General features: G+C 72.7%; 10 protein-coding genes and 1 pseudogene. 7 read left to right on the top strand and 4 right to left on the bottom strand.

Going from position 1 to position 13347, the window contains the following annotated elements; translation table 11 throughout:
- Nucleotides 1–990 precede the first annotated feature (990 nt).
- Nucleotides 991–1626 carry an alpha-ketoglutarate-dependent dioxygenase AlkB gene (locus FL583_RS33960; protein WP_142708986.1) on the bottom strand — a complete coding sequence of 212 codons (636 nt, stop codon included), beginning with the start codon at nucleotides 1624–1626 and terminating at the stop codon, nucleotides 991–993.
- 381 nt (nucleotides 1627–2007) lie between these two features.
- Here FL583_RS33960 and FL583_RS33955 point away from each other — a divergent pair, with 381 nt between their 5' ends.
- Together FL583_RS33955 and FL583_RS33950 are read left to right on the top strand one after the other, a co-directional pair.
- The gene (locus FL583_RS33955) at nucleotides 2008–2847 is read left to right on the top strand and encodes a class I SAM-dependent methyltransferase (RefSeq protein WP_142708985.1); all 840 of its coding nucleotides are present in this window, start codon (nucleotides 2008–2010) and stop codon (nucleotides 2845–2847) included.
- Complete coding sequence (locus FL583_RS33950; RefSeq protein ID WP_142708984.1) at nucleotides 2844–4148, top strand: MATE family efflux transporter; 1305 nt, start codon at nucleotides 2844–2846, stop codon at nucleotides 4146–4148. Before FL583_RS33955 ends, FL583_RS33950 begins: the two co-directional genes overlap by 4 nt.
- A 69-nt stretch (nucleotides 4149–4217) precedes the next feature.
- On the opposite strand, the gene FL583_RS43220 is transcribed toward FL583_RS33950, so the two are convergent.
- On the bottom strand, nucleotides 4218–5099 hold the full coding sequence (locus FL583_RS43220) for a WD40 repeat domain-containing protein (protein ID WP_240746908.1): 882 nt from the start codon (nucleotides 5097–5099) through the stop codon (nucleotides 4218–4220).
- Here FL583_RS43220 and FL583_RS43215 point away from each other — a divergent pair.
- Entirely contained in the window at nucleotides 5098–5445 is a 348-nt protein-coding gene (locus FL583_RS43215; RefSeq protein WP_142709033.1) for a pentapeptide repeat-containing protein, read from the top strand. The two genes, FL583_RS43220 and FL583_RS43215, sit on opposite strands and share 2 nt — an antisense overlap.
- Before the next feature lie 335 nt (nucleotides 5446–5780).
- Here the strand turns inward: FL583_RS43215 and FL583_RS43210 are convergent.
- A pseudogene (locus FL583_RS43210) lies at nucleotides 5781–6581 on the bottom strand (Hsp70 family protein); the annotation flags it as partial.
- Between the two features lie 377 nt (nucleotides 6582–6958).
- On the opposite strand from FL583_RS43210, the gene FL583_RS33915 reads away from it, so the two are divergent.
- From FL583_RS33915 to FL583_RS33900, 4 genes are all read left to right on the top strand, one after another.
- Complete coding sequence (locus FL583_RS33915) at nucleotides 6959–7864, top strand: DMT family transporter (protein WP_142708983.1); 906 nt, start codon at nucleotides 6959–6961, stop codon at nucleotides 7862–7864.
- A 200-nt stretch (nucleotides 7865–8064) separates the two neighbouring features.
- Entirely contained in the window at nucleotides 8065–9624 is a 1560-nt protein-coding gene (locus tag FL583_RS33910) for a DHA2 family efflux MFS transporter permease subunit (RefSeq protein ID WP_142708982.1), read from the top strand.
- Nucleotides 9625–9746: 122 nt separating this feature from the next.
- Complete coding sequence (locus tag FL583_RS33905; protein WP_142708981.1) at nucleotides 9747–10931, top strand: acyl-CoA dehydrogenase family protein; 1185 nt, start codon at nucleotides 9747–9749, stop codon at nucleotides 10929–10931.
- Complete coding sequence (locus FL583_RS33900; protein WP_142708980.1) at nucleotides 10928–12028, top strand: acyl-CoA dehydrogenase family protein; 1101 nt, start codon at nucleotides 10928–10930, stop codon at nucleotides 12026–12028. The genes FL583_RS33905 and FL583_RS33900 overlap by 4 nt, the downstream gene beginning before the upstream one ends.
- Here FL583_RS33900 and FL583_RS33895 read toward each other — a convergent pair.
- Nucleotides 11960–13347, bottom strand: a 1388-nt coding sequence (locus FL583_RS33895; RefSeq protein WP_142708979.1) for a CHAT domain-containing protein, incomplete at its 5' end; no start/stop codon positions are given. The genes FL583_RS33900 and FL583_RS33895 overlap by 69 nt on opposite strands.

Below are 13347 nucleotides of genomic sequence, written 5' to 3'. Positions count from 1 at the left end.
CGAGTGGCAAGCGCCGGGGGGCGGTGCCAGTTGCTGACGTAGGGCCGCCGGTGGGTCCGTTCCGTGGCAACGGTGGGGGAAGCCGCGGGTTTCCGGCGGAGGCTTGGTCGGCGAGTTGAGGGGTCCGGTGCGAGTGGTGGCTTCTCTGCTCGGAGAGCTTCGGCGTGATGGGAGTGGCCGTCTACGGCGGCGGCGATGTTGACGTAGCCGATGGCTGCGGATTTGTGCGGGGGTGGGTTTCAGCCGCTGGCAGGGATCCATCCGAGCCTGTTGGCGTCGATATGGATCTGGCTGGGCGGTGCTGTCAGTCTCGCGTGGTCGGGTGGGGTGGCTCGGTTGGGGTTAGCGCCGGGTGTACGGGTTCAGCGCGGACCGGGCCGCAGACGCTGGCGGGTTGGGTGCGGGTCATGATCGGCCCCGGAAGGCCGGTGTGCGCGCAACTATTGGCTGGCCCGGTGCGGGCCCCTGGTGCGCAGTCAGAATCGTGGCTCAGTGCTGGGGCGACACCCGTGCGAGATGGTGCCCGTGCAGGGATGGTTGCGGTGCTGCGGGGTCTGCTTTAGCGGTCGTGTAGTCCGGCCGGCCCTTCGGCCAGAGACGGTGAGCCCAGCGGCGAGCACCCTGGCGACAGCCCCGGGCCCGCGGTAGCGGGCGTGACACCAAGGGTCTGGCCGAGTTCAGCTACCGAGGCCCGGACATGTGTCTAGCCGATCCCCAGCCGAAACCCGGCCGCCGACCCAAGCCACCCACGACCAGACCCGCTGCCCAAGCCCCGACCCACCTGGTCCCGGCCCGCGACCCCAGCCACCCACAACAGACCCCGCCGCCCCACCGCACCCGCCGGCCTCGACCGCCCCGGCCTCGACCGCCCCGGCTTCGACCGCCCCGGCTTCGACCGCCCCGGCTTCGACCGCCCCGGCTTCGACCGCCCCGGCCCCGGCCGCCCCGGCCCGCCCGGCCCCGGCCGCCCGTCCCGGCCCGCGGCCGCGGTTACGCTACGTCTACCGGCCTGAACTGCACGCTCACCCGCGGGCCCGCGGCCCTCGTGGTCTTCGGGACCGCGTGTTCCCACGTCCGCTGGCACGAGCCGCCCATCACGATCAGATCCCCGTGCCCCACCGGGAAGCGCAGACTCGAGCCGCCGCCCCGCGGGCGGAGCATCAACGGGCGCGGGGCGCCGAACGAGACTATGGCGACCATCGTGTCTTGCCTCGCCGAGCGGCCCAGCGTGTCGCCGTGCCAGGCGACGCTGTCTCGGCCGTCTCGATACAGGCACATGCCCGCCGTCACGAACGGCTCGCCCAGTTCGGGCGCGTAGTACTTGGTGAGCGCTTCGCGGGCGTCGGTGAGCAGCGGGTGCGGGAGCGTCTCGTGACCGTCGTACCAGCGGAGCAGGCGCGGGACGTCGACCTCGCGGTCGTACATCTCGCGACGCTCGGCGCGCCACTCGACGTCGGACAGCAGCGTCTGGAACACCGCGTCGGAGCCGCGGACCCAGCCGGGCAGATGGTCGACCCAGGCGCCGGCCGAGAGTTCGTGCCGCCGGACCCGACCGGCGAGCGGGCCGAGCCGCGCGTCGGTGTCCGCGAGTTCCAGGATCGACGGCTGATACGCAATCGCGGTCATGAGCCCAGCCTACTGCAATCTTCGAACACAGGTGCGAAAGTTAGTGCTGTGGCGTCCAGCCGGGCAGCTCGGGAGCCTCCAACCCTTCGCCGGCCAAGGCCAGCCGGAACACCTCCGGGGCCTCGGACGGCCAGAGTCCCTGGGCCGCGAACCAGCGGGCCAGCAGCTCGGTACCGGCGGCGGCGTCGACCGGGGCGACCGCGGCGACGATGCGGGCCGGCCACGGCCGAATGGCCCCAGTGGACCAGTTGGTCGCGCAGCGCGAAGAAGCCGATCGTGCCGACGCTGACCGCGGTCACCACGCTCGCGCCGGCGCCGACCGAAGCGGGTCTACCGGGTACCGGCCGATAAACGCTGTGACCGGTGTGACATTTTCGTGTCGTGACAGCAAACGGCGAGGACTATCGCGCACTCAATCGGGCCAGCTGGGACGACCGGGCGGCGGCGCACGCGGCCTCGGACGACTACTCCGTCGACCGTTTCCGGGTCGATCCGACGTTCCTGAGCCACGTCGTTCAGTTCGACCTGCCCCGGTTGGGTGACCTCTCCGGTCTCGACGGCCTGCACCTGCAGTGCCACATCGGGACCGACACGCTGTCGCTGGCCCGCCTGGGCGCGCGCATGACCGGCCTGGACTTCTCCGGCGAGTCGCTGTCGCAGGCCCGTGAGCTGGCCGCCGAGACGGGCGCGAAGGTCGAGTTCGTCCAGTCCGATGTGTACGAGGCGGTTCCCGCGCTCGGCGCCGGGCGGTTCGACTTCGTCTTCACCGGCGTCGGCGCGCTCTGCTGGCTCCCCGACGTGCGCCGGTGGGCCGCCATCGTGGCCGAGCTCCTCCGGCCCGGGGGACGGTTGTTCATGCGGGAGGGCCACCCGGTCCTCTGGGCTCTGGACGACGCCAGGCCGGACGGATCCCTCGTGCTCGAGTACCCCTACTTCGAGCGGGAAGAGCCGCTGGTGTGGCACGACGACGACACCTACGTCCAGACCGACGCGACGTTCACCCACAACACGGTGCACAACTGGAACCACGGGTTGGGCGAGGTGGTCACCGCTCTGCTGGACCAGGGGCTGGTGCTGACGCAGCTGGTCGAGCACGACTCGGTGCCGTGGGAGCCGTTCCCGGGGAAGATGGAGCGTCTCGAGGGGGACGAGCGCCGGATGGCGGACCGGCCGTGGCGGGCGCCGCTCACCTACACCTTGCAGGCGCGCAAGCCGGAATGACCGGCGGGGAGCCCGGCGCGGGGCGGGTCGTCCGGCTGGCGGCTTCGGCGTTCGTCGTGCTGGCCGCGGAACCGTTGTTCCTGCTGGTGGACACCGCGGTGGTTGGTCACCTGGGTCGGGTGGCGCTGGCCGGGCTGGGGGCCGGCGGGACGCTGATGGGTCTACTGGCGATCGTCGGCACGTCGCTGGCCTACGGCACCACCGGGCGCGCGGCCCGCTGGTTCGGCGCCGGGCAGCGGGACGCCGCCGTCGGCGAGGGCGTGCAGGCGTCGTGGCTGGCGTTGCTGATCGGCGGGGCCGGGATCGTGGCCGGGCAGGTGCTGGCGCCGTGGGTGACCCGGGCCATCGCCGGCGATACGGACGTGGCCGGGGCCGCCGAGGGGTGGCTGCGCATCGCGGTGCTGGGGCTGCCGGGGATCCTGCTGGTGTTCGCGGGCAACGGCTGGCTGCGCGGGGTGCAGAACACCCGGACGCCGGTCGTGATCGTGGTGGTCGCGAACATCGTGTCGGCGGCCGCGTCGCCGGTGTTCGTGTATCCGCTCGGACTCGGGCTGGCCGGGTCGGCCTGGGCCAACGTGCTGGCGCAGTGGCTCGGCGGCGGCGTGTGCCTGTGGGCGCTGGTGCGCGAGCGGGTGCCGCTCGGGCCGCGCTGGTCGGTGATGAGACGTCAGCTGGTGGTCAGCCGGGACCTGATCGTCCGGTCGGCGGCGTTCCAGGCCGCGTTCCTCACCGCGGCCGCGGTGGCCGGGCGGGCCGGTGCGGCCCAGCTCGCCGCACACCAGGTCGGGCTGCAGCTCTGGAACCTGGCCGCGTTGCTGCTCGACTCGTTCGCGATCGCGGCGCAGTCGCTGGTCGGGGCGGCCCTGGGCGGCGGCGACGTCGGGGCGGCGAAGAGCACGGCCTGGCGGGTGAGCCGGTTCGGGGTCGTGGCCGGGCTGGCGTTCGCGGTGGTGTTCGCGCTGGGGTGGTTCGTCGTGCCCGGGGTCTTTACTTCGGATGCTGCGGTGCGGGAGCAGCTCGGGGTGCTGTGGCCGTTCCTGGTCGGGATGGTGCCGGTCGGGGGCGTGGTGTTCGCGCTGGACGGGGTGCTGCTGGGGGCCGGGGACAACGCGTACATCCGGAACGTGACGGTCGGGTCGGCGCTGCTGGGGTTCGTGCCGGTGACGCTGGCCGCGGCGGTGTACGGGTGGGGGCTGGCCGGGGTGTGGACCGGGCTCGCGGTGTTCATCGCGGTGCGGTTCGTCGGGATGGTGTGGCGGACGTGGTCGGGGCGGTGGCTCCGGGTGGGAGCGACGCTCTGACCGCGGGGCCGCGGGGCCGCGGGGCCGCGGGGCCTCGGGCGGCCGGGCCTCGGGCGGCCGGGCCTCGGGTCAGAGGGGCCAGAGTTTGGCCGTGCCGTCGTGGCTGGCGGTGACCAGGGCTCGGCCGTCCGGGGCGATGAGCACGGTCGTGAGGCCGGCGGTGTGGCCGGTGAGCGGTGGGGCGGTGGCCCGTCCGGTCGCCGGGCTCCAGAGCCGGGCGGTCCCGTCGATACCGGCCGTGGCGAGCAGCCGGCCGTCCGGGCTGAACGCGACCGCGGTGACCGCGCCGTCGTGCCCGGCCAGGCGGTCGGCGGCCGGGCGTCCGGTGTCGGCGTGCCAGAGCCGGGCGGTGCCGTCGACGCCGGCGGTGGCTAGCAGGCGTCCGAAGGGGCTGAACGTGACCGCGTGCACGAGACCGTGCCCGGTGAGGACGGCGAGCTGCCTTCCGGTCTCGAGGTCCCAGATCCGGACCGTCTCGTCGAAGCTCCCGGTTGCGATCCGGCGTCCGTCCGGATGGAACGCTACGGCTCGGACGACGTCCGTGTGTCCGGTGAGGGTGCTGGTCAGCTCTCCGGTGCGGTAGTCCCAGATACGGACGCTGCGGTCGAAGCTGCCGGTGGCGATGCGGCGGCCGTCCGGGTGCGCGGCGACGGCGCGGACCATGTCGGAGTGGGCGTCCAGGGTCTTGAGCTCGCGGCCGGTGGCCGGGTCCCAGATTCGGGCGGTGTGGTCGTCGGCGACGCTGATCAGGCGGGTGCCGTCGGGGCTCGAGACGATGCCGTTGATTCGGCCGGTGTGGCCGGTGAGGCGGACGATCTGGCGGCCGGTGAGGGTTTCCCAGATCCGGACGGTGCGGTCGGCGCTCGCGGTGGCCAGGCGGGTGCCGTCGGGACTGATCGCGACGGAGGAGACCGCGTCGTCGTGGCCGCGGAATTCGACGGGGGATTGCATGGTGCGCGACGCGCCGCCGGACCCGGCGGCGCCGGTTGGGGTGGCGCTTGCCGGGGCGGCGCTGACCGGGGCCGCGCTGACGGGTGCGGCGCTGACGGGTGTGGCGCTGACGGGTGCGGCGCTGACGGGTGTGGCGCTGGGTGGGGCGGCGCTGGGTGGGGCGTCGATCGGCCCGGCGGCGGCGGTGGGCGGCGTCGGGGCGGGGGCGGGGGCGGCCTCGGCGCCGCGGATGTCGCGCTCGTGGCGGGCGATGCCGGGTGCGGCCTGGGTCTCCGGTGGCGGGAACACCGGATGCGGCTGGGGCCGCAGGCGGCGGAAGACGCTCGGCTGGGGGCGGGGCGGCTGAGGATGGAACCCGCTCGGCTGAGGATGGAACCCGCTCGGCTGAGGATGGAACCCGCTCGGCGGCCCGTACTGATGCTGCCCCGCCTGCGAAAGCCCCGGCTGCTGTGCAGGAGGCTGGTGATGGGCGGGCCACGGCGGCCCGGCGGGCGCCGCCCCGGCCGGGTGCGGCGCGGCCCCTGCCGCATGGGGCGCGGCCCCGGCCGCATGGGGCGCGGCCCCGCCCGCATGCGGGGCTCCACGCCCGTGTGGCGCGGTCGCCGGAGCGTAGGGCCCGGTCTCGGGAGCGTGTGGCGCGGTCGCGGGAGCGTGGGGTCCGGTCGCGGGTGGGGTGAGGGTTCCGACCTGGAGCGCTCCCTCGGCGACGATCAGTTCCGGCTGCTCCAGAACGGTCGCCGGCACCCCCAACGCCCGGTGCAACATCGTCGCCACCAGCGGAATCCTCGTCGACCCCCCGACCAGGAACACCGCCGACAGATCGCCCGGCGTCAACCCCGCCTCGCGCAGCACCCCCTGCACCGACACCATCGTCCGCTCGAGCAGCGGCCGGGTCAGCTGGTCCAGCTCGTTCCGGGTCAGCGGCACCTCGTCGTCGATCAGCGGAACCGGGATCAACGTCGACGACGCCGACGACAGCAGCTCCTTCGCCGACCGCACGTCGTCGTGCAGTAGCCAGCGCGCCCGCCGCTCGGCCGCGGTCCGGGGCGACGTCAGCGCCCGCCACGCGTCCGGGTTCCGCCTGGCCACGACCGCGCCCAGGTACGTCAGGATCGCGTGGTCGATGTCCAGCCCACCGGCGTCCGGCAATCCGTCCGTCGCCCGCACGTCGTAACCCGACGCGGACCGGCGCAGCACGGTCGCGTCGAACGTCCCGCCACCCAGGTCGTAGACCAGCGCGTTGCCACCGACCGGCAGCCGCGCGCCGTGGACCTCGGCGAACGCCGCCGCCGCGGCGACCGGCTCGGGCACCAGCCCGATCGACCCGGACGGCCATCCGGCCGCCACCGCCGACCGCCGCAGCAGGTCCCGCCGGGCGCTGCCCCACACCGCCGGGTGGGTGATCCGGACCTCGTCCGGAGCGGAGAGACCCGTCACTCGCCGGGTCTCGTCGGCGACCCGGCCCAGCACGGCCGCGAACACGTCGACGACCGGGAACCCGGTCGTCCCGAGCAGCACCTCGCCGTCGTCGATCCGGCGCTTCGGGTTCGGCTCGAACGCCTCCGGGCGCAGCCGGGCGGTGTGCAGAGCGGCCCGTCCGACCAGCAGGTCGGCGTCGGACGCGCAGACCGCGGACGGGAGCTGGGGCTGACCGTCGACCAGAACCGGGTTGATCCGTCCATCGGGCCGGGCGAGTACCGCCACCGTGTTCGATGTTCCGAAGTCCACGCCGAGTCGAGAGCCGCCAGCCACGCCGCAACCCTAGGCGCTCCCGCGAGGGCGGTCGCTGTCCGGATAGTGACGGAACTCGGCAGAGAACACGGTTGGCCGGCGCGACCAACGGCACCTACCGTCGTCCGGTGACACGACGTGGCTGGGTTCTGTTCGTCATCATGGCCGTCGTCTGGGGCATTCCGTACCTGATGATCAAAGTCGCGGTCGAAGGCGTCTCGGTTCCGTTCCTGGTCTTCGCCCGGACCGCCATCGGCGGTCTGCTCCTGCTCCCGTTCGCGTTCCGCAACGGCGCGCTGCGGGCCGTCGCCGTGCACTGGCGTCCGCTGCTCGCGTTCACGATCTGCGAGATGGTCGGTCCCTGGTTCTTCCTCACGGACGCCGAGCGGACGCTGCCGAGCTCGCTGGCCGGCCTGATCATCGCGACGGTGCCGGTCATCGGGGCGATCGTCGTGCGGCTCACCGGAGGCACCGAGCGGCTCACCTGGAAGCGGCGGATCGGCCTGGTCACCGGCCTGGCCGGCGTCGCCGTGCTGGTCTCGCCGAAGCTCGGCGGGGGAGACGCCTGGCCGATCGTCGAGGTGTTGCTCACCGCGCTCGGCTACGCGATCGCGCCGCTGATCATGGCCCGATACCTCAACGACGTGCCCGGCCTGCCGATGACAGCGATATCGCTGAGCACCGTCGCACTCATCTACACCCCGGCCGCGATCGTCACGTGGCCCCAGCAGCGTCCGGACGCGGACGTCCTCTGGGCGATCGCCGGACTGGGCCTGATCTGCACGGCGCTGGCGTTCCTGGTCTTCTTCGCACTCATTCGGGAGGTCGGTCCGGCCCGGGCGACGGTCTTCACCTACGTCAACCCGGCGGTCGCGGTTCTGGCGGGCGTCCTCGTGCTGGGGGAGCCGCTGGACGCGCTGATCGTGGTCGCGTTCGGGCTGATCCTCGTCGGGTCGGTGCTGGCGACATCACGTGACGTAGTGACGCCCGAGGTGCACAGGGGCGGGAACCCGCTCGAAACACCCGTGGGGTAGCGTCTTTGCTTGTGTGATGCAAGGAACGCTCACGCTGCGGAATAGCCGTCCGACCGGCCCGGTTGGTTCACGGTTGGGTCGCCTGCCGTACGCATCGGCGGCTTAATTCTATTTCCGTTCAGTGCATCGATGCAGTAATAATTGAACGACCGTAAAATTCTGTAGCTGCCCTGCGGACCGCTCGAGGGAAAGAACTACTCATGGCAGACGTCACCACGGCTTCGGCCAACGACGACAAGATCACACCGGACATACTCAAGGTCGCTGGGGTCGTCGTCCTCGGCGCGATCATGTCGATTCTCGACATCACGGTCGTGAACGTCGCACTGCCGACGTTCCAGACCGAGTTCGGTAGCGCGGACGCGCCGCTCAGCTACGCGACGGTGGCCTGGACGGTCACCGGCTACACGCTGGCGCTCGCCACCGTCATCCCGCTCACCGGGTGGGCGGCCGACCGCTTCGGCACCAAGCGGCTGTACATGACCGCGATCGCGCTGTTCACGATCGGCTCCGCGCTCTGCGCCGCCGCGTGGGACATCAACGCGCTGATCGGCTTCCGGGTGCTCCAGGGCCTGGGCGGCGGCATGCTGATGCCGCTGGGCATGACGATCATGACCCGGGCCGCCGGCCCGAAGCGCATGGGCCGTCTGATGGCGATCCTCGGTGTGCCGATGCTGCTGGGCCCGATCGGTGGCCCGATCCTCGGCGGCTGGCTGATCGACGCCGCCAGCTGGCACTGGATCTTCCTGATCAACGTCCCGATCGGTATCGGCGCGCTGATCTACTCGCAGGTCGTGCTGCCGAAGGACAACGCGCAGCCGTCCGAGTCGTTCGACTTCCTCGGCATGCTGATGATGTCGCCGGGTCTGGCCCTGTTCCTCTACGGCGTCTCGTCGATCCCGGAGAAGGGCACGGTCACCGCGGCCAAGGTGTGGATCCCGGCCCTGGTCGGCATCGTGCTGATCCTGTCGTTCATCGCGTACTCGTTCAAGCCGAAGCACCCGCTGCTCGACCTGCGGCTGTTCAAGAACCGGAACCTCGCGGTCAGCATCCTGACGATGTTCCTGTTCGCGGTCGCGTTCTTCGGCGGCCTGCTGCTGGTGCCGACGTACTTCCAGCAGATCCGCGGCGAGTCGGTGCTGATGGCCGGTCTGCTCGTGGCTCCGCAGGGTCTCGGCGCGATGGTGACGATGCCGATCGCCGGCACGCTGTCCGACAAGATGCCGGTCGGCCGGATCGTTCCGTTCGGTCTGCTGTTCATCCTGATCGCGATGGGTGGCCTGACCCAGATCACGTCGACGACGTCCTACGGCGTGCTCATCGCCTGGCTGTTCGTCATGGGTCTCGGTATGGGCCTCACGATGATGCCGATCATGACGTCCGCGCTGAAGACGCTCACCCACCACGAGGTGGCGCGCGGCTCCACGCTGCTGAACATCACCCAGCAGATCGCCAGCTCCGTCGGCGTCGCCCTGATGTCGGTGCTGCTGACCAACGGTCTGAAGGACCGCGCTCTGGCGCTGCCGGCGATCGCCTCGCAGCGTGACCCGCGGATCGTCGACCAGATCGGTGGCCCGTCGGTCGTCGCCAAGGGTCTGGCCCAGGCGGCCGAGGCGTTCGCGCACGTCTACTGGGTCGCGCTCGCGCTGATCGCGGTGACGGTCGTGGCCGCGCTCTTCCTCCCGCGCAAGCGCGAGGAGTCGCACCTCGACGACGACGCCGCCGAAGCCGAAGGCGCCCCGCCCGTGATGATCCACTAGGCATCCCGGTCGGACAGGCCCCCGCGCGCATGCGCGGGGGCCTTTCGCATAGGTAGACGCGGAACGTCTGTTAACTTCGGGCGGACGGGTACATACCCGCCAAGCCGGGAGAGGAGACGTTGATGTCCCCCGAGGAACTCACCGCCGCCATCGACGCCTTACTACGCGACCATCCCCCCGCCACCACCGATCCGCACGAGTTCTTCGCCGCCCGCTTCGACGCCGGCCTGGCCTGGGTCTGGGTCGATCCGTCCGACGGCGGGTCGAACGCCGAACCGGCGTTACAGGGGCTGGTCGAGCAGCGGCTCACCGAGGCCGGGGCACCCGTCCCGGGCGCGTACAACCCGATCGGCATCGGGATGTGCGGCCCGACCCTGCTCACCCACGGCACCCCCGAGCAGCGCGCCCGCTACCTGCGCCCGCTCTACACTGGCGAAGAGATCTGGTGCCAGCTGTTCAGCGAGCCGTCGGCCGGCTCCGACGTCGCCGGGCTGGCCGCCCGGGCCCGCCGCGACGGCGACGACTGGATCCTCGACGGCCAGAAGGTATGGACGAGTTTCGCGCACCTCTCGCACCGCGGCCTGATCCTGGCCCGCACCGACCCGACCGTCCCCAAGCACAACGGCATCACCGCGTTCGTCGTCGACATGCACGCGCCGGGCGTCGACGTCCGGCCGCTGCGCCAGCTGACCGGGGACGCCGAGTTCAACGAGGTGTTCTTCGACGGGGTCCGGATCCCCGACGGCGACCGTCTCGGCGACGTCGGCGCGGGCTGGCGGGTCGGCACCACGACGCTGATGAACGAGCGGGTCTCGCTCGGCGGAGCGATCGCCACCCGGGAGGAACCCGGCGCCGGCCTTCTCGAGAGCTACCGCGTCGCCGCCGCCCGCGGCGAGGGCAACCCGGTCCGGCGCGACCAGGCGATCCAGCTCTGGATCGAGGCGAACGTCAACTACCTCACCGCGGTCCGGGCCGCGGCCGGCGGCAACCGCGGCAAGCCCGGGCCGGAGGGGTCGGTCCTGAAGCTCACCAGCGCCGAGTTCAACCAGCGCGCGGCCGAGTTCCAGAACGACCTGCTCGGCCCGGCCGGTGCGCTGCTGCCCGCCCACGAGATGCGCCGTCCGACGCTGCCCTACGGCAGCATGGGGATCCCGTCCACGCAGACGACGTTCCTCCGGTCCCGCGCGAACACGATCGAGGGCGGGACGTCGGAGATCCTGCGCAACATCCTCGGTGAACGAGTGCTCGGCCTGCCCGGCGACGTCCGGGTCGACAAGGGCGTCGCCTGGAAGGACGTGCCGCGATGAGCTTCTCCCCGGAACAGGAGGAACTGCGGGCCACGGTCCGGAGCTTCCTCGACCGTCACTCCGACGAGGCGGCCGTGCGCCGCCTGATGGAGACCGACGACGGCTACGACCCGGCCGTGTGGAACCTGATGGGCACCCAGCTCGGCCTGCAGGGCCTGTACATCCCGGAGGAGTACGGCGGGTCCGGGTTCAGCTTCGCCGAGCTGTGCCTGGTGCTCGAGGAGATGGGCGCGCGCCTGCTCTGCGCGCCGTTCTTCGCCTCGGCCGTGCTCGCGGCGAGCGCACTGCTCGAGTCCGACGACGAAGAGGCCAAGAAGGATCTGCTGCCGGGCATCGCGAGCGGCGAGACGATCGCGACGCTGGCCTACTCGAACGACTCCGGCCAGCCCGACGGCGCGGTCACCGCCACCAGCACTCCGGCCGGCTACACGCTCGACGGCAGCAGGCACTTCGTCCTCGACGGGGCGCTGGCCGACCTGATCCTGGTCGTGGCCTGCGCCGACGCCGGCCCGTCGCTGTTCGCGGTCGAGAAGGGCGCGGACGGGCTGACCCCGACCCGGCTCCCGACGATGGACCTCACCCGCAAGCAGGCCGACCTGACGTTCGACGACACCCCGGCCCGCCTGATCGGCGCGGAGGGCTCGGCCGACGAGGTGCTGCAGAGAGTGCTGCAGTTGGCCTGCGTCGCGCTGGTGAACGAGAGCGTCGGCGGGGCCAGGGCGGTGCTCGAGCAGGCCACGACCTACGCCAAGGAGCGCCTGCAGTTCGGGCGGCCGATCGGGTCGTTCCAGGCGATCAAGCACCGGTGCGCGGACATGCTCGTCGCGGTCGAGGGATCGCGTTCGGCGGCCTATCACGCGGCCACGGTGGCGGCGACCGGCGACGGTCAGCTCGCGGTGATCGCGTCGCTGGCCAAGTCGTACGTGAGCGAGGCGTACTTCTCGGTCGCGGCCGAGAACATTCAGGTCCACGGCGGGATCGGGTTCACCTGGGAGCACCCGGCCCACCTGTACTTCAAGCGCGCGAAGTCAGCCGAGCTGCTGTTCGGTGACCCGATCTCCCACCGGGAGCTGCTCGCGCAGCGCTTCGGTCTGTAAGGAGAACTCCCCGCCGAGACAGACGAAGCCCGCGGCCGCGGCCAGGGCTTCGTCGTCCCGGGCGTCCTGCTGGGCCGACGCCAGAGCCGCGGCCGCGGTGTCGCCGGCCACCAGCCGGGTGTGCAGCGCGGCCATCAGCGGGCCGGTGCGCGCGTCGGCGACCGGCACGACCGACGCGACGACCTGCTGCGCCCCCCGTCCGAGCAGGGTCGCGGTGAGCCCGAGCAGCTCGTCCCCGGCCCGGACGACGTGCCGCCCGGTGTCGCAGGCGGCCAGCACGACCAGCCGGGGCACCGGCCGGAGCCGCTCGAGGTCGTACCCGGTCAGCGGGCCGTCGGTGAGCAGCAGCGACGAGAACAGCGGGTGCTCCTGGTGCACGCGTCCGTGCGCGGCCAGGTGGGCGACGTCGGCTCCGGCCAGCGCGTCGAGGACGGCTTCGGCGGTCGCGGCCGGCCCGGACAGGGCCGTCGTGCGGTGGATCGCGGCTACCGCGTCCGCCTCGGTCCGGGCGCCCGGCAGGCCGGGACCGGCCGCGACGACGGCGCGGTGGCCACCGCGCCGATCGGCTCTCGCGTTGACCCAGGTGGTGGCGGACGGGGCGACGGTCACCGGACGACCGGCGCACGACGGGAGGAGCGCCCAGGGGAGCGACTGGAGGCGGCCGATCGGCACCACGACCAGCGGACGGTCGCCGATCCGGGCGGCCAGCGGCGCCAGGAGCGCGGCGTCGAGACGGCGGGCGGCGTCGTCGAGCAACCGGCGGGCCGCGGACGCGGTGCGGCCGCCGGTCATCCGGTGCAGCGCGAACGGCAGCCGGTCGACCAGGTCGCGCACCGGCGCGCCCGGCCCGAGCCGGACGAACCCGGCCGCGCCGGCGGTCACCCAGAGCGCGTGCAACTCGCCGTCGACGGCCACGTACTCCACCAGCGCCGCGTCGCCGAGCGCCGCGCCGAGCGCGTCGAGGGCGACCGGCTGCGCCGCGCCGCCGACGGTGCCGGGCTGCCGCCGGGTGCGGTCCCGGATCCGGCGCTCGGCCGCCACCTGCTGTCTCAGCGCTGCGGCCGGGTCGCCGCCCGCCGTTCGAACCGCGCTCACTTCGGACGCCGCGGCGCGCCAGGCCGCGAGGTCGGTGGCGTAGTCGTCGTCGTCCGGGGGGCGGAGCGGGGGGAGCAGGAGGTGGGAGGCGCGGTTGTGTTCGGCCCAGGTGAGGATGCGGGCCGGTCGTCCGCTCGCGACCGCGATCCGCAGGCCGAGGCCGGCCAGCGCGATGCGGTGCTGGCCGGCGCCGACGCGGAGGTCGGCGGCGCCGAGGCCGGCGC

It is taken from the genome of Cryptosporangium phraense (assembly GCF_006912135.1).
GTDB lineage: Bacteria > Actinomycetota > Actinomycetes > Mycobacteriales > Cryptosporangiaceae > Cryptosporangium > Cryptosporangium phraense.
This window is presented reverse-complemented; position numbering and strand designations above follow the sequence as displayed.